Source organism: Burkholderia sp. BCC1640 (genome assembly GCF_902833125.1).
Taxonomy (GTDB): Bacteria; Pseudomonadota; Gammaproteobacteria; order Burkholderiales; family Burkholderiaceae; genus Burkholderia; species Burkholderia diffusa.
The window spans coordinates 69,331-85,736 of the sequence record NZ_CADFEF010000022.1 but is presented as its reverse complement, the minus strand read 5'-3'; the positions used below and the strand labels follow the sequence as shown (position 1 = coordinate 85,736).

Below are 16,406 nucleotides of genomic sequence, written 5' to 3'. Positions count from 1 at the left end.
CATGCACCACGCCGCGATGCTGCCGCCCGCCTACCCGCCGTCGATCGGCGAGGGACGGCTACTGACGGAAGACGAGCTCGCCGCGTCGCTCGCGCACACGATGCGCGACTGGGACGGCCGGCAGGATCTCTGGCTGTTCGGCTATGGCTCGCTGATCTGGAACCCCGGGCTGCCGACCGTCGCCGCCGTGCGCGGCAAGGTGCACGGCTATCATCGCGGGCTCTACCTGTGGTCGCGCGTGAACCGCGGCACGCCCGAACGGCCGGGCCTCGTGCTCGCGCTCGATCGCGGCGGCTCGTGCTCGGGCATCGCATTCCGGCTCGCGGGCCCGACCGCGCAACCGCATCTCGAGACGTTGTGGAAACGCGAAATGCCGATGGGGTCGTACCGGCCCGCGTGGCTGCCGTGCTCGCTCGAGACCGGCGAACGCGTGAACGCACTCGCGTTCGTGATGCGCCGCGACGTACCCACTTACACCGGCAAGCTGAGCGACCCCGTCGTCAAGGAAGTGTTCAGCTGCGCGGCCGGCCGCTACGGCACGACACTCGACTACGTGAGCCGCACGGTGGACGCGCTGCGCGCGAGCGGCATCCCCGATCGCGCGCTGGAAGGGCTGCTCGCGCGATGCCGGTGAAGCTCGACCAGCCGGCCCGCGCCGCTCGTGCACGCGAAGGAGGCTCCGCGCTCATGAAACCGTCACGCAAATCGCGCATCACGCTGGCCGTGCTGCTCGTCGCCGCGAGCGTTGCGCTGTCCGGCTGCGGCATCCTCGGCTGCGGCGGCGCCGCGACCAACGGCGCGGCTGCCGGCGGCTGCTCTGCCGGCATGCGCTTCTGAGGGTCCGAATGTCGGCCCGGCGTGTCCCGCACGCGACGAAATGCCGCTGACGCCGGCAGCCCGGCCGGTCGCCCCCGCTTTTTTGCCGCCGCTGCCCCGCCGCGCCTTTCTGAGATAGGATGGAGACGAAGGACGGCGCCGCGCCCGGCGCGGCCGTTCCCGAGCGGGGCTCGCGCACCGCATGCCCTGGCCGGACGGCCGGTGTGACACGGCCGCGCCATGCCCTTGGTGTATCCTTGCCTACTCCGTGACCGCGCGCTCCGGCATGACCCGGGCGCACCACCATGAACGATTCGTATCCCAGTCGTAAGCTCACCGACAAACCGCAAGAAAAGCGCTCGCTGCTCGAGCGCCTGACCGACTTCATCTCGCCCGAGCCGGAATCCCGGACCGAGCTGCTGGAAATCCTCCAGGACGCCCACGAACGCAACCTGATCGACGCCGATTCGCTGTCGATGATCGAAGGCGTGTTCCAGGTGTCCGACCTGTGCGCCCGCGACATCATGGTGCCGCGCGCGCAGATGGACGCGATCAACATCGCCGACAAGCCCGAAGACTTCATCCCGTTCGTCCTCGAGAAGGCGCACTCGCGCTACCCCGTGTACGAGGAGAACCGCGACAACGTCATCGGCGTGCTGCTCGCGAAGGACCTGCTGCGCTTCTATGCCGAAGAGGAATTCGACGTGCGCGGGATGCTGCGTCCCGCCGTATTCATTCCCGAATCGAAGCGCCTGAACGTGCTGCTGCACGACTTCCGCGTGAACCGCAACCACCTCGCGATCGTCGTCGACGAATACGGCGGCGTCGCGGGCCTGATCACGATCGAGGACGTGCTCGAGCAGATCGTCGGCGACATCGAGGACGAATACGACTTCGACGAGGAAGCCGGCAACATCATCTCGGGACCGGACGGCCGCTACCGCGTGCGCGCCCTCACCGAGATCGAACAGTTCAACGAAACGTTCGGCACCGACTTCCCCGACGACGAGGTCGACACGATCGGCGGACTGATCACCCATCACTTCGGCCGCGTGCCGCACCGCGGCGAGAAGCTGCAGCTCGGCAACCTCGTGTTCGAGATCCAGCGCGGCGATGCGCGCCAGGTCCACGTGCTGCTGGTGCGCCGCAACCCGCTCGCGAGCCGCCGCGCCGAAACCTCGCACGAGGACTGACCGTCTCGCGCCGGCCGCGTCTCCTTCAACCGCTCGCCCTTTTTCGCTTCACATGGACGATCCGATCCCGTCCCGCCCGGCTGGCGGCCTTTTTGCGCCGGCCCCCGGCCGCACGCTGCCGCGCTGGCACTATCCGGCCGCTCTGCTCGCCGGCGCGGCCAATACGCTCAGCTTCGCACCGACCCCGCACGGCGGCTGGCTGCAGCTCGCCGTATTCGTCTGGTTTTTCGCGCAGCTGACGCGCACGTCGAGCTGGCGCGGCGCCGCGCTCACCGGCGGCGCGTTCGGCTTCGGCAACTTCATCAGCGGCATCTGGTGGCTGTACATCAGCATGCACGTGTACGGCGAAATGGCCGCGCCGCTCGCGGGCGGCGCGCTGGTGCTGTTCTCGCTTTACCTGTCGCTGTACCCGGCGTTCTCGGCGGGGCTCTGGTCGTTCTGCGCGGGCCATGCGTGGCATCGCCGCGAACCCGATCCGCGGCCGTTCTCGCCGACCTGGCACGGCGCGTTCGCCTTCGCGAGCGCATGGGCGCTCGGCGAATGGCTGCGCGGCACCGTGTTTACCGGCTTTCCGTGGCTCGCGAGCGGCTATCCGCAGGTCGACGGCCCGTTCGCGGGCTTCGCACCGGTCGTCGGCGTGTACGGGATCGCGTGGGTGCTCGCGCTGTTCGCCGCGCTGGTCGTGCAGGCGCTCGTCGCCGCGCGCCGGTCGCCCACATCCGAATCCAGCGGCGCCGGCAATGCGCGCGTGCGCGTCGTCGCGCCGGCCGGCATCGCCGTCGCGCTCGTCGCGGCCGGCATCGGGCTGTCGCAGGCCACGTGGACCGTGCCCGCGAACGCGCCGCTCACGGTGCGGCTGCTGCAGGGCAACGTGAAGCAGGACATCAAGTTCGAGCAGGAAGGCATCGACGCGGCGATCAAGATGTACACGCAGATGATCGTCGAGAAGCCGGCCGACCTGATCGTCACGCCGGAGACCGCGATCGCGGTGATGATCCAGGAGCTGCCCGAGCCGTTCGCCGTCGCGATCCGCAAGTTCAGCGACACGACGGGCTCGGCCGTGCTGTTCGGCGCGGTCGGCGCGTCGGTGACGCCGGACGGTCATTACGTCGACTACACGAACAGCCTGTACGGCGTGACGCCGCATTCGCGCGACATCTATCACTACGACAAGCACCATCTCGTGCCCTTCGGCGAATTCATTCCGTGGGGCTTCCGTTGGTTCGTCGACCTGATGAAGATGCCGCTCGGCGACTTCGCGCGCGGCGCGCCGGTGCAGAAGCCGTTCCTCGTGCACAACCAGCCGGTGATGGCCGACATCTGCTACGAGGACTTGTTCGGCGAGGAAATCGCCGCGACGATCCGCGACAACCCGAAACCGCCCGGCGTGCTCGTCAACGTGACGAACCTCGCGTGGTTCGGCGACACGATCGCGCTCGACCAGCATCTGCAGATCGCGCGGATGCGCGCGCTCGAAACGGGCCGGCCGATGCTGCGCTCGACCAACACGGGGATGACGGCCGCGATCGACGCGCACGGCCGAGTGCTCGGCCAGCTGAAGCCGTTCACGATCGGCTCGCTCGACGTGCGCATCGAAGGCACGAGCGGCTTCACGCCTTACGTGACGAGCGGCAACAACATCGTGCTCGCGGTGTCGCTGGTGTTGCTCGCGTTCGGCTTCACGTTCGGGCCGGGCCTGCGCCGCCGCAACGGCGCAAAGGCCGGCGACGACCGCGACGCCTGACGCATCGGGCGGCCGTCGCACGCGGTGCGGCGGCCGCTCAGCCGCTCCGCTTCGCGTCCGCGGCCAGGCCGCGCAGATCCCGCCCGAGCGCTTCCATCACCGGCGCCCATGCGCCGAACGTCGGCTGCCGGTAAAGCGTCGCGGTCGGATACCACGGGCTGTCGGTGCGCTCGAGCAGCCACGGCCAGTGCGGATTCACGTCGAGCAGCACCCAGGTGCGCGCGCCGAGCGCGCCCGACAAGTGCGCGACCGACGTGCACACCGTGATCACCAGATCCAGCGCGCCGATGAACGCGGCCGTATCGTCGAAACTCTTCAGTTCGGCGGTGAAGTCCTCGATCGCGAAACCGGCCGCGCGCGCCGCGGCGACATCAGCGTCCGCTCCCGGCTGCAGCGAATGGAACGCGACGCCGTCGATACCGCGAAATGCATCGGCGTAGCGTTCGAGCCCGACGCGCCGGAACGGATTGCGCTGGTGCCCCGCGCTGCCCGTCCACACGAGCCCGACCTTCAGCCGGCCGTCGCCCGCGAGCCGCGCCCGCCATGCATCGCGCGCGTGCGGATCGGCATGCAGGTACGGCACCGACGCGCCGAGCGTCGACGTCTCCATCCCGAGCATCAGCGGCAGGCCGATGAGCGGCACTTCGTAGTCGAAGGCAGGCAGCTCGTCGACGCCGCCGCCCGCGCTGAATGCGTCCGCGTGCGCGCCGAGGCTGCGCCGCATCAACGTGCCCACTTGCGGAAACGTGTTCCACGCGAGCCGGCCGCCCTCGCGGTGCACGCGCTCCGCGAGTGGCACGACGAAGCGCGCGAACTGCAGCACGTCGCCGAGCCCCTGCTCGCCCCAGACGAGCAGCGTCTTGCCCGCGAGCGGCTCGCCCTGCCAGCGCGGGCCGGGCAGCGCCGGCCGGCGGCCGCGCAGCTCGCCGGCGCCGTCCCAGCGTGCCTCGTGGCCGCGCCAGCCGGCCGCATAGTTGCCGCGCACGAGCTGGATGATCGCGAGGTTGAAACGGAACGACGCGTCGTCGGGCGCCAGTTCGCACGCGCGCGCCGCGTAGCGCTCGGCGTCGTCCCAGCGCTGCGCCTCCTTCATCGCCATCGCGATGTTGTTCAGCGCGAGCGCATTGTCGGGCGCGATCTCCGCAAGCCGTGCCGCACCGGCGAGCGCGCCGTCGAGGTCGAGCGTCGCGAGCCGCGCGACGATCAGGTTGATCCACGCCTGCACGTCGTGCGGGTCGGCTTCCACGGCTGCGTCGAGCAGCGCGATTTCCTCGCGGCGGTCGCCGCCCGACAGCCGCAGCGCGATCGCCAGGTTGTTGCGCAGCGACGGCCAGCGCGGATCGAGCGCATAGGCGGCGCGGTATGGCGCGACGGCCTCCGCGTGACGGCCGAGCATCTGCAGTGCGTAGCCGTGATTGAAACGGGCTCCGGCGTCCGAATAAATGCGCACCGCGCACTCGGCCAGCGCGAGCGCGTCGGCCGTGCGCTGCCGCGCGACGAGCTTCACGGTCAGCTGCGAGAGCGCAGCCGTGTCGACCGCGTGCAGATGGCCGGCGGCGGCGAGCCAAAGTGCGTGCGCGCCGTGCTCGCCGCGCGCTTGCGCGTCGGCAGCCTGCCCGAGCAGCGCGAGCAGCGGCGGCATCAGCGGAATGAGGAGGTCGTTCGAATCGTCCATGCGGTCCGGAGTGGAAAATCGGTCGCGCGGCAGGCGTCGCGCGCACTTCGATACGCGCATCTTAACGCCCGCGCAACGCGGCGCGGCAGGCGGTGCCACCAGCGCATCGCAACGCCGCCGGCCCGACGCACCGCGATACCGGCAACCCGCGCACAGGCTGCGCACGGCTCGCCGAAACACCGCCGGCAGCCCCTTCGTCCGCGTTCCGGCCGCATCCGCCCGCCGATCCGGTAAAATTGCACGTTTCAGCACACTAACAAGCCGCGCCGCCGCGCGAGCCGACCCTCCGGGCCCCGCCCGGAGCGCCGCCCGCAACGGAGCGCCAGCGCCACGAAGGCTCTTCATGCTTACGTTTCAGCAAATCATCCTGACGCTGCAGTCCTACTGGGACAAGCAGGGTTGCGCCCTGCTCCAGCCCATCGACATGGAAGTCGGCGCGGGCACGTCGCACGTTCACACGTTCCTGCGCGCGGTCGGCCCCGAGCCGTGGCGCGCCGCCTACGTGCAGCCGTCGCGCCGCCCGAAGGACGGCCGCTACGGCGAGAACCCGAACCGCCTGCAGCATTACTACCAGTACCAGGTCGTGCTCAAGCCGGCGCCGGAAAACATCCTCGACCTGTACCTCGGCTCGCTGGAAGCGCTCGGCTTCGACCTGAAGCAGAACGACGTGCGCTTCGTCGAAGACGACTGGGAGAACCCGACGCTCGGCGCGTGGGGCCTCGGCTGGGAAGTGTGGCTGAACGGGATGGAAGTCACGCAGTTCACGTATTTCCAGCAGGTCGGCGGCCTCGACTGCAAGCCCGTGCTCGGCGAGATCACCTACGGCCTCGAGCGCCTCGCGATGTACCTGCAGAAGGTCGAGAACGTGTACGACCTCGTGTGGACCGAGTGGGAAGAGCAGGGCCCGAACGGCCCCGAGCTGCGCCGCCTGTCGTACGGCGACGTCTACCACCAGAACGAGGTCGAGCAGTCGACCTACAACTTCGAGCACGCGAACGTCGACCTGCTGTTCACGTTCTTCAACAGCTACGAAGCGGAAGCAAAGAAGATGATCGACGCGCAGCTCGCGCTGCCCGCGTACGAACTCGTGCTGAAGGCCGGCCACACGTTCAACCTGCTCGACGCGCGCGGTGCGATCTCGGTGACGGAACGTGCGGCGTACATCGGCCGCATCCGCGCGCTGTCGCGTCTCGTCGCGCAGGCTTACTACGACTCGCGCGAGAAGCTCGGCTTCCCGATGCTCGGCAACCCGCCGGGCGTGCCGGGCCTCACCACCGACGCCCAGGACGCCGCCCAGCCGGCATGGGCGCCGCCGCTCAAGGTCGAACGCAAGATCGATCAGGACTGACGAGACGAGATTTATTCCAGACATGACGCACAATCATCCCGCCCCCCTGCTCGTCGAACTGCTGACCGAAGAGCTGCCGCCGAAGGCCCTCGCGCGCCTCGGCGACGCATTCGCCGAAGGTCTCGCGCAACGCCTCGCGGCGCGCGACCTCGTCGAAGGCGACCTCGTATTCGAACGCTACGCCACGCCGCGCCGCCTCGCGGTCGTCGTGCAGAACGTGCGCGCCGTCGCACCGGAAAAGCAGGTCCGCGAAAAGGTCCTGCCCGTGTCGGTCGCGCTCGACGCCGAAGGCAAGCCGACCGCCCCGCTCGCGAAGAAGCTCGCGGCGCTCGGTCATCCGAACCTGTCGATCGCCGATCTCGAGCGCGCGCAGGACGGCAAGGCCGAAGCGTTCTTCGTCAACTACTCGGCCGCCGGCGTGACGCTCGCCGACGGGCTGCAGGCCGCGCTCGACGAAACGCTCGAGAAGCTGCCGATCCCGAAGGTCATGACCTACCAGCGCCCGGACGGCTCCGACGTGAAGTTCGTGCGCCCGGTGCACCGCCTGACCGTGCTGCACGACGATCGGATCGTGCCCGTCACGGCGTTTGGCGTCGACGCCGGCGACACCACGCTCGGCCACCGCTTCCTGTCCGACGGCCTCGTCGCGATCCAGCACGCACGCGCGTATGCCGACACGCTGCGCGACAAGGGCCGCGTGATCGCGCACTTCGCCGATCGCCGCGAAACGATCCGCACGCAGCTGAACGAGCACGCGAACGGCGACACCGTCGTGATGCCCGAATCGCTGCTCGACGAAGTGACGTCGCTGGTCGAATGGCCGGTCGTCTATCCGTGCCGCTTCGAGGACGAATTCCTGCAGGTTCCGCAGGAATGCCTGATCCTCACGATGCAGACGAACCAGAAGTATTTCGCGCTGACCGACATCGCCGGCAAGCTGCGCTCGCGCTTCCTGATCGTGTCGAACATCGAGACGAAGACGCCGGACGAGATCGTCGAAGGCAACGAGCGCGTCGTGCGCCCGCGCCTCGCCGACGCAAAGTTCTTCTTCGAGCAGGACAAGAAGAAGCCGCTTGCCGACCGCGTGCCGCTGCTCGCGAACGTCGTCTATCACAACAAGCTCGGTTCGGCGCTCGCGCGCGTCGAGCGCCTCGAAGCGCTGGCCGGCGAGATCGCGCCCGCGATCGGCGCCGACGCCGCGCACGCGAAGCGCGCCGCGCGCCTCGCGAAGGCCGACCTGCTGACCGACATGGTCGGCGAGTTCCCGGAACTGCAGGGCACGATGGGCACGTACTACGCGCGCCACGACGGTGAACCCGACGACGTCGCGCTCGCCTGCGCCGAGCACTACCAGCCGCGCTTCTCCGGCGACGCGCTGCCGACCACGCCGGTGTCCACCGCCGTCGCGCTGGCCGACAAGCTCGAGACGATCGTCGGCATCTGGGGCATCGGCCTCGCGCCGACCGGCGAGAAGGATCCGTTCGCGCTGCGCCGTCACGCGCTCGGCGTGCTGCGCCTGCTGGTCGAGAAGCAGTTGCCGCTCGATCTCGTGTCGCTGCTGCGCACGGCCCACGCACGCTTCGAAGGCGTGCCGGGCGTCGCGGAATCGACCGACGCGATCCTCGCGTTCTTCATGGACCGCCTGCGCGGCCTGCTGCGCGAGCGCGGCTACACGGCCGGCGAAGTCGACGCGGTGCTGAGCCTGAACCCGACGCGCGTCGACGATCTCGTCGCGCGCCTCGACGCGGTGCGCGAATTCACGCGCCTCGCGGAAGCCGAAGCGCTCGCGGCCGCGAACAAGCGGATCTCGAACATCCTGAAGAAGTCGGAAGGCGGCGCGAACGGTGCCGTGCAGCCGACGCTGCTCGTCGAGGCCGCCGAAAAGGCGCTGCACGAACAGCTCGCGGCCGTGACGCCGCACGTGCAGTCGCAGCTCGAGGCGCGTGCGTACACGGGCGCGCTGTCGGCGCTCGCCGCGCTGCGCGCGCCGGTCGACACGTTCTTCAACGACGTGATGGTCAACGCCGAGGACCCCGCGCTGCGCGCGAACCGTCTCGCGCTGCTGTCCGCGCTGCATCAGCAGATGAACTGCGTCGCCGACATCTCGAAGCTCGCCGCATAAGGGCCGAACGATGCCGACCAGCCCCAACCGCAAGCTCGTCGTCCTCGACCGGGACGGCGTGATCAACGTCGATTCTGACGCGTTCATCAAGACGCCCGACGAGTGGATCGCGCTACCCGGCAGCCTCGAGGCGATCGCACGACTCAACCACGCGGGCTATCGCGTGGTCGTCGCGACCAACCAGTCCGGCATCGGCCGCGGGCTGTTCGACATGGCCGCGCTCAACGCGATGCACCTGAAGATGCATCGCGCGGCGGCCGCCGTCGGCGCGCGCATCGACGCGGTGTTCTTCTGCCCGCACGTGTCGGAAGACCACTGCGACTGCCGCAAGCCGAAGCCCGGCATGATGCAGATGATCGCGGAGCGCTTCGAGGTCGACCCCGGTCACACGCCGGCCGTCGGCGATTCGCTGCGCGACCTGCAGGCCAGCGTCGCGGTCGGCTTCAAGCCGCACCTCGTGCTGACCGGCAAGGGCAAGAAGACGCTCGCCGCGGGCAATCTGCCGGACGGCACGAAGGTCCACGACGACCTGCGCGCATTCGCGCTCGACTTCCTTTCACACGAACACGAGTGATGCGGCCGCCGCGCGCATCCTCCCTACTGTCAGACCCACGCCGATGCGCTTCGTCCGCTCCCTGCTGCTGCTGATCTACTTCATCGTGTACACGGTGCCTTACGCCACCGCGTGCTTTATCGCGTTCCCGTTCATGCGTCCCGACGCGCGCTACTGGATGGCGGCCGGCTGGTGCAAGTCGACGCTGTGGGTCGTGCGCTGGCTGAACGGCATCCGCTACCGGATCGAAGGGATGGAAAACCTGCCCGACGGCCCGGCCGTGCTGCTGTCGAAGCACCAGTCGGCGTGGGAGACGCTCGCGTTTCCGGCGCTGATGCCGAAGCCGCTCTGCTACGTGTTCAAGCGCGAACTGCTGTACGTGCCGTTCTTCGGCTGGGCGCTCGGGCTGCTGCACATGGTCAACATCAACCGCAAGGAAGGCAAGAACGCGTTCGCGTCGGTGATCCGTCAGGGCAAGAAGCGCCTGTCGGAAGGTGCCTGGATGATCATGTTCCCGGAAGGTACGCGCACGCCGGTCGGCAAGCAGGGCAAGTACAAGACGGGCGGCGCGCGCTTCGCGATCGAAACCGGCACGCCGGTCGTGCCGATCGCGCACAATGCAGGTCGCGTGTGGCCGCGCAATTCGTTCACGAAATTCCCGGGCGTCGTCACCGTGTCGATCGGCAAGCCGATTCCCGTCGACGGCAAGACGCCCGACGTATTGAACTCGCAGGTCGAAGCATGGATCGAAGCGGAAATGCGCCGCATCGATCCCGATGCCTATCGCCAGCCGGGCAATGCCGGCGCGCGCGATGCCGCGCGCGTCTGAATCACCCGGATTGCAGCCGTTGCGAACGACGAAACGAAGCGAACTGATGAAAAAGCGTCCGCGGCCACGGCCTGCCGTCGTGGCCCTCGATCATCGCCAGATGGATCTGCCGCTCTTCGACGGGCCGACGGCATCGCCGGCACCGTCGGCGCCCGCCGCACCGCCCTCGCCGCCTGAAGCGGCCACGGCCCCCGCGGTGCCCACGGCGCCGCTCGATCCGGGCCCCGCGCCCGATCGCTCCCGCGTCCGCACGTTCGCACTCGACAGCCGTGTGCTCGAATATCGGCTGAAGCGCTCCGCGCGCCGCACGATCGGCTTCACGATCGACGGCAGCGGGCTGTCAATCACCGCGCCGCGCTGGGTCACGCTCGCCGACATCGAAGCGGCCATCGCCGAGAAGCAGCGCTGGATCTTCGCGAAGCTCGCGGAGTGGAAAACCCGCACCGAGCAGCGTGCGCTGCCGCAGATCGACTGGCGCGACGGTGCGCAACTCCCGTATCTCGGCAAGACGATCACGATCGCGCTCGGCGCCGGTGCGGTCGCCTTCGACGCCGATGCGCAGCGGCTGTCGCTGCCGCTGCCCGCGCAAGCCGACATGCAGCAGATCAAGGATCGCGTGCAGGGCTGGCTGCAGGGCGAAGCGAAGCGGATCTTCGGCGAACGCCTCGTCGTCTATGCGGAAATGCTCGGCGTCACGTATTCGATGTACGCGCTGTCGTCGGCCGCGACGCGCTGGGGCAGCTGCTCGAGCGACGGCAAGATCCGGCTGAACTGGCGGCTGATCCATTTCCCGATGTCGATCATCGACTACGTCGTCGCGCACGAACTGTCGCACCTGCGCGAAATGAACCACAGCCCGGCCTTCTGGCAGACCGTCGAGTCGATCTTCCCGGAATTCCGCGAAGCGCGGCACACGCTCAAGCATCACCCGCCCGAGTTGCTGCCGTCGCTGTAACGCGATCGGTCGCACCGAAAATGCGAACGGGCGATGCGGATTCCGCATCGCCCGTTTTCTTTGCGCGCCACGCCCATCGTGCGTCGCGCGCCGCTCATCCCGCGCTCAGTGCGCCTTCTTCTGGATGAACTCGATCTTGTAGCCGTCCGGATCCTCGACGAAAGCGATCACGGTCGTGCCGTGCTTCATCGGACCCGCTTCGCGGGTCACCTTGCCGCCTTGCGCCTTGATCTTGTCGCAGGCCGCGTACGCGTCGTCGACTTCCACCGCCAGATGGCCGAAGCCGTTGCCGAGATCGTAGGACGGCGTATCCCAGTTATGGGTCAGCTCGATCACGGTGCCCGTGCTTTCCGCTTCATAGCCGACGAACGCGAGCGTGAACTTGCCTTCCGGATAATCCTCGCGACGCAGCAGCTTCATGCCGAGCAATTCGGTGTAGAACTTGATCGAGCGGTCGAGATCGCCGACTCGCAGCATCGTATGCAGCAAACGCATGTGTTGTACTCCTGTGGGGACTTTCCAGAAGCGGAAATTCTACCGGAGTCGGGTGAATCCCGCCGTCGGCGCCCCGTCCGCCGTCGGCCGATACCGGCTTCCGGACGGCGAGCCCGATGCCCGTGCGGCGGCAGTCATCACCGCACCCGACAGCACCCCGCAAGTCCATCGATCGGGTAACATCCTCCCACCTCGCACCAAAAGCGGGCATGCCGTCCGCCGCTTGAACGCGACCACCACCTCAATCAGCCACACAGCCTGCCGTGCGAAACCGCCGAATCGAGCGCGCCGGACCCGACCTCCGTCCGCCGCTGCCATTGTCCGTGCCCCCTTCCCGCCGCATCGGCGAGGTCCGCCGATGACCGCGCTCGCCGGCACGCCCGCGCGCCGCGCGCTCGACACGCGCGCCATCGGCGTGATGCTCCTGCTGTGCGCGATCTGGGGCTTCCAGCAGGTCGCGATCAAGAGCACGAACGCGGCGATCCCGCCGATGTTCCAGGCCGGGCTGCGCTCGGTGATCGCCGCGCTCCTGCTGTGGGGCTGGGCTCGCTCGCGCGGCACGCCGCTGTTCCGCGCGGACGGCACGCTCGGCGCGGGCATCGCGGCGGGCGCGCTGTTCGCCGGCGAGTTCGTCTGCGTGTTCTTCGGGCTGACGCTGACGAGCGCGTCGCACATGGCGATCTTCCTGTACACGGCCCCGTGCTTCACGGCGCTCGGCCTGCACCTGTTCGCACCGGGCGAGCGGCTGCAGCGCGTCCAGTGGGCCGGCGTCGGCCTCGCGTTCGCCGGCATCGCGCTCGCGTTCGCGGACGGCTTCCTCAAGCCGCGCGCGCCCGGCGCATCGGTATTGGCCGGGCTCGCCGGCGACGCGCTCGGCATCCTCGGCGGCGCGATGTGGGCCGCGACGACGGTCGTCGTGCGTTCGACGTCGCTCGCGCGGGCCAGCGCGAGCAAGACGCTGTTCTACCAGCTCGCGGTGTCGGCCGTCGTGCTGATCGCGCTCGCCGCGCTACTCGGCCAGACGTCGTTCGCGCAGGTCACGCCGATCGCGCTCGCGAGCCTCGCATACCAGTCGGTGATCGTCGCGTTCGTCAGCTATCTGTCGTGGTTCTGGCTGCTGACGCGCTACAGCGCGTCGCGGCTGTCGGTGTTCACGTTCCTGTCGCCATTGTTCGGCGTCGCGTTCGGCGTGCTGCTGCTCGGCGAATCGGTCGGCTGGCGCTTCATGTCCGCGGCCGCGCTGGTGCTGACCGGGATCGCGCTCGTCAACGTGCCGCCGCGAGGGCGCGCGTAACGCCGCCCGGCCGCGGTCAGACCTCGACGAGAACGGCGCGGAAAAACAAAAAAGGCTGCCCGTCAGGACAGCCTCATGAATCTCGAGCCGGCGGGCACCTCGTGCGTTGCCCGCGTGGCCCTGCTACTCCGCGGCCTTGCGCACCTTCGCCAGGGCCTGCGCGACGCCGACATATTCGGCCACGCTCACATCCTCCGCGCGTCGCGCGAGGTCGAAGCCGAGCCCGTCGAAATCGATCGTCTCGCGGTAGTCGCCGAGCGTGTTGCGCAGCATCTTCCGACGCTGCGAGAACGCTGCCGTGACCACTTCGCCGAGCAGCACGGGATCGACGTCCGGCAGTTCGTGCGGCTCGTACGGAATCATCCGGACGATCGCCGAATCGACCTTCGGCGGCGGCTGGAACGACTCCGGCGGCACGTCGAGCATCTTGTCCATCACGTAGCGGTACTGCAGCATCACCGACAGCCGCGAGAACGCCTTCGTGCCCGGCTCCGCGACCATCCGTTCGACGACCTCGTTCTGCAGCATGAAATGCTGGTCGATGACCACACCGGCGAACGTCATCAGGTGAAACAGCAGCGGGCTGGAAATGTTGTACGGCAGGTTGCCGACGATCCGCAGCGACGGCTTGTCGCCGGGCGCCGCGAGCGAGCCGAAGTCGAACGCGAGCGCATCGCCCGCGTGCAGCTCCAGCAGTGCGCCGAAGCGCTGCTTCAGGCGCCCGATCAGGTCGCGGTCGAGCTCGACCGCGTGCAGCGGCGACTCGGGCGTCGCGAGACGCGCGATCAGCGGCTCGGTCAGCGCACCGAGGCCGGGGCCGATCTCGACCATTCGCTGGCCGCGCGCGGGGCCGATCGTCGCGACGATCGAGTCGATCACGCCGTGATCGACGAGGAAGTTCTGCCCGAAGCGCTTGCGCGCGAAGTGGCCTTGGTGCTGTCTGCTGTTCGACATCGACTGAGAAAAACGAAAAATACGACGAATGAAGTCAGGACTGGGGCCGTGCGCGTCAGGCCGCGCGGCGATGGCGCGCCATCGTGACGGCCGTATCGAGCGCGGCGACCATGCTGCCCGGATCCGCACGGCCCGTGCCGACCAGATCCAGCGCGGTGCCGTGATCGACCGACGTGCGGATGATCGGCAGCCCGAGCGTGACGTTGATGCCCTCACCGAAGGTCGCATACTTCAGCACGGGCAAGCCCTGATCGTGGAACATCGCGAGCACGCAATCGGCATCCTCGAGATAGCGCGGCTGGAACAGCGTATCGGCCGGATACGGGCCGCGCGCGTCGATGCCCTGCGCTTGCGCGCGCGCGAGCGCCGGCGAGATCACGTCGATCTCCTCGCGCCCGAGATAGCCGTTCTCGCCCGCATGCGGGTTCAGCCCCGTCACGAGGATGCGCGGCGCGGCGAGGCCGAAGTCACGCCGCAGGTCGCGATCGACGATCGCCAACGTCTCGACGAGCCCGTCGATCGTCAGCGCGGCCGACACGTCCTTCAGCGGCAGGTGCGTGGTCGCGAGCGCGACGCGCAGCGGCCGCTCGCCGGTGCCCGCCAGCATCATCACGACGCGCGGCGTGTGCGTGCGTTCCGCAAGGTATTCGGTATGGCCGGTAAACGCTACGCCGGCATCGTTGATCGTGCTCTTCTGCAGCGGTGCGGTGACGATCGCGTCGAACCGGCCCGCCATCGCACCGTCGATCGCGGCATCGAGCAGCGCGAGCACGTAGCGGCCATTGGCCGCATCGAGCTTGCCGGCCCGTGCGGGCACAGCGAGCGGATGGTGCTCGACCGACACCGGCCCACCGCCGGCGAGCACTGCACGATCGGCACCGACGGCCGCCGCGCGCGCGTCGAGCAGCGCGGCGTCGCCGAGCACGGTGAAATGCGCGCCCGGCCAGCGCTGCGCGGCATCCTGCAACGCCTGCACGGTCAGCTCCGGGCCAACACCCGCGGGTTCGCCGGTCGTGATCGCGATCTGCAGCGCGGATGCCGTCATGCGAAGCTCGCTCAGTTCGCCGGGCCGACGCCGCCGATCTTGTACTGCACGTACGACGAATCGCGCAGCTCGCGCAGCCAGTCGGCGTACGCCTGCTCGGCCTTGCGCTGGCCGATCGCCTGGCGCGCGATATCCATCTGCTGCTGCACCGAGCCTTCCGCTTCGCGGCGCTCCATCACCTGGATCAGGTGGTAGCCGTACTCGGTACGAATCGGCTGGCTGATCTGGCCGTCCTGCAGATTGTTCATCGCGCGCTCGAATTCCGGCACGGTCTCGCCCGGGCTGATCCAGCCGAGATCGCCGCCCTGCGACGCCGAACCGTCCTGCGAGTAGGTGCGCGCGAACTTCGCGAAATCGCCGCCCGCCTCGACCTGGCGGCGGATGTCCTGCAGCTGCTGGCGCGCCTGGCCTTCCGACTTGCCTTCGCCGACGCGCAACAGGATGTGGCGCACGTGCGTCTGGACGATCTTCGGTGCTGCGGCGGTCGCGCCCTGGCTCTGGCGGCGGTCGACGAGACGCACGATCTCGAAGCCATCCGGCACGCGGATCAGCGTCGGGTTGACCTGGCCCGGGCGCAGCTTCGATGCGGCGTCGACGACGTCGGCCGGCAGCGCGCCCGGCGCCTTGAAGCCGAGGTCGCCGCCCTTCTTCGCGTCGTTCGCTTCCGAATTGTTCTTCGCGAGCTTCTCGAAATCGGCGCCCGACGTGGCCTGCTGCAGCAGCGCTTCAGCCTTCTTCTGCGCGGCTTCGATGTCGGCTTGCGGCGCGTTGGTCGGTGCCTTGATGAAGATGTGCTGGAAGCGCAGGTCCTGCTGCTGCGATGCGTTCGGCCCACGCTGGCTCGCGATGTAGTTCGCGACCTCGGCATCCGACACGGTGATCTTGCCGTCGACCTCGCGCTCGCGCAGCTTCGACAGCATCAGCTCGGTGCGGGCGTCGCTCGTGAACACGCTCCAGGGCACGCCTTGCGCCACGATCCGCGCGCGGTACTGCTCGAGCGTCATCCCGTTCGCCTGCGCGAGGCGCTGCAGCGTGGACTGCACGGTCGCGTCGTCGATGCGGATCCCGTCGTCCTTGGCCTTCTGCACCTGGATGCGTTCGAGCACCATCTGGTTCAGCACCTGCGCGCGCAGCTGGTCGGCCGGCGGCACGGGTGCGTTCTGCTGCTGCAGCCGGCGCGAGATCAGGCCGACGCGCTGGTCGAGTTCGCGGCCCGTGATCACGTCGTTGTTGACGACCGCGACGACTTCGTCGGCGAGCTGCGCGCCTTGCGAACCAAGCGCCTGCGCCGCGGCCGGCGCGGCGGCGAGCAGCGCGGCGGACGCGGCGAGGCTGGACACGACTGCCGCGAAACGAAGGGTTTTCTTCATTGCCACTGATACT

General features: G+C 68.8%; 15 protein-coding genes. 10 read left to right on the top strand and 5 right to left on the bottom strand.

All coding sequences use genetic code 11. The features are described 5' to 3' along the window. The first annotated feature begins 1 nt into the window (after nt 1). The 4 genes from HWX25_RS22905 to lnt all read left to right on the top strand — a co-directional run bounded on the left by HWX25_RS22905 (nt 2) and on the right by lnt (nt 3,753). Nucleotides 2–634 (top strand): gamma-glutamylcyclotransferase, encoded by a 633-nt coding sequence (locus HWX25_RS22905; protein WP_059701730.1) that lies wholly within the window; start codon nt 2–4, stop codon nt 632–634. Between the two features lie 53 nt (nt 635–687). After that, the gene (locus HWX25_RS22900; RefSeq protein WP_175910676.1) at nt 688–837 is read left to right on the top strand and encodes a hypothetical protein; all 150 of its coding nucleotides are present in this window, start codon (nt 688–690) and stop codon (nt 835–837) included. A 284-nt stretch (nt 838–1,121) separates the two neighbouring features. Beyond that, nucleotides 1,122–2,009: a transporter associated domain-containing protein gene (locus HWX25_RS22895; RefSeq protein ID WP_059447841.1), complete on the top strand. Its 888-nt coding sequence runs from the start codon at nt 1,122–1,124 to the stop codon at nt 2,007–2,009. A 52-nt stretch (nt 2,010–2,061) separates the two neighbouring features. After that, a complete protein-coding gene (gene lnt / locus HWX25_RS22890; RefSeq protein WP_175910675.1) occupies nt 2,062–3,753 on the top strand; it encodes an apolipoprotein N-acyltransferase in 1,692 nt (563 codons plus the stop codon). Nucleotides 3,754–3,790: 37 nt separating this feature from the next. On the opposite strand, the gene HWX25_RS22885 is transcribed toward lnt, so the two are convergent. Beyond that, entirely contained in the window at nt 3,791–5,428 is a 1,638-nt protein-coding gene (locus HWX25_RS22885) for a hypothetical protein (RefSeq protein ID WP_175910674.1), read from the bottom strand. Between the two features lie 343 nt (nt 5,429–5,771). Here HWX25_RS22885 and glyQ point away from each other — a divergent pair, with 343 nt between their 5' ends. Genes glyQ through HWX25_RS22860 form a run of 5 tightly spaced genes read left to right on the top strand, consistent with a single transcriptional unit; the run spans nt 5,772 to nt 11,235 of the window. After that, complete coding sequence (glyQ, locus tag HWX25_RS22880; protein WP_080294533.1) at nt 5,772–6,776, top strand: glycine--tRNA ligase subunit alpha; 1,005 nt, start codon at nt 5,772–5,774, stop codon at nt 6,774–6,776. A 22-nt stretch (nt 6,777–6,798) separates the two neighbouring features. Continuing rightward, nucleotides 6,799–8,898: a glycine--tRNA ligase subunit beta gene (gene glyS / locus HWX25_RS22875; RefSeq protein WP_175910673.1), complete on the top strand. Its 2,100-nt coding sequence runs from the start codon at nt 6,799–6,801 to the stop codon at nt 8,896–8,898. 10 nt (nt 8,899–8,908) lie between these two features. After that, on the top strand, nt 8,909–9,472 hold the full coding sequence (gene gmhB / locus HWX25_RS22870) for a D-glycero-beta-D-manno-heptose 1,7-bisphosphate 7-phosphatase (protein WP_175910672.1): 564 nt from the start codon (nt 8,909–8,911) through the stop codon (nt 9,470–9,472). Nucleotides 9,473–9,515: 43 nt separating this feature from the next. Then, nucleotides 9,516–10,280: a lysophospholipid acyltransferase family protein gene (locus HWX25_RS22865; protein WP_059528144.1), complete on the top strand. Its 765-nt coding sequence runs from the start codon at nt 9,516–9,518 to the stop codon at nt 10,278–10,280. 46 nt (nt 10,281–10,326) lie between these two features. Next, nucleotides 10,327–11,235 carry a SprT family zinc-dependent metalloprotease gene (locus HWX25_RS22860; RefSeq protein WP_175910671.1) on the top strand — a complete coding sequence of 303 codons (909 nt, stop codon included), beginning with the start codon at nt 10,327–10,329 and terminating at the stop codon, nt 11,233–11,235. Nucleotides 11,236–11,340: 105 nt separating this feature from the next. On the opposite strand, the gene gloA is transcribed toward HWX25_RS22860, so the two are convergent. Continuing rightward, a complete protein-coding gene (gene gloA / locus HWX25_RS22855; RefSeq protein WP_011657880.1) occupies nt 11,341–11,730 on the bottom strand; it encodes a lactoylglutathione lyase in 390 nt (129 codons plus the stop codon). A 358-nt stretch (nt 11,731–12,088) separates the two neighbouring features. On the opposite strand from gloA, the gene HWX25_RS22850 reads away from it, so the two are divergent. Beyond that, nucleotides 12,089–13,024, top strand: coding sequence for a DMT family transporter (locus HWX25_RS22850; RefSeq protein ID WP_175910670.1), 936 nt, complete (start codon nt 12,089–12,091; stop codon nt 13,022–13,024). A 123-nt stretch (nt 13,025–13,147) separates the two neighbouring features. Here HWX25_RS22850 and rsmA read toward each other — a convergent pair whose 3' ends face one another. From rsmA to HWX25_RS22835, 3 genes are read right to left on the bottom strand one after another with little or no spacing between them, the layout of a single operon-like run. Further along, nucleotides 13,148–13,978, bottom strand: a complete 831-nt coding sequence (gene rsmA, locus HWX25_RS22845; protein ID WP_059690644.1) for a 16S rRNA (adenine(1518)-N(6)/adenine(1519)-N(6))-dimethyltransferase RsmA — start codon at nt 13,976–13,978, stop codon at nt 13,148–13,150. A gap of 55 nt (nt 13,979–14,033) precedes the next feature. After that, entirely contained in the window at nt 14,034–15,023 is a 990-nt protein-coding gene (pdxA, locus tag HWX25_RS22840; protein ID WP_175910669.1) for a 4-hydroxythreonine-4-phosphate dehydrogenase PdxA, read from the bottom strand. Nucleotides 15,024–15,034: 11 nt separating this feature from the next. Then, entirely contained in the window at nt 15,035–16,393 is a 1,359-nt protein-coding gene (locus tag HWX25_RS22835) for a peptidylprolyl isomerase (protein ID WP_059528154.1), read from the bottom strand. Nucleotides 16,394–16,406 lie beyond the last annotated feature (13 nt).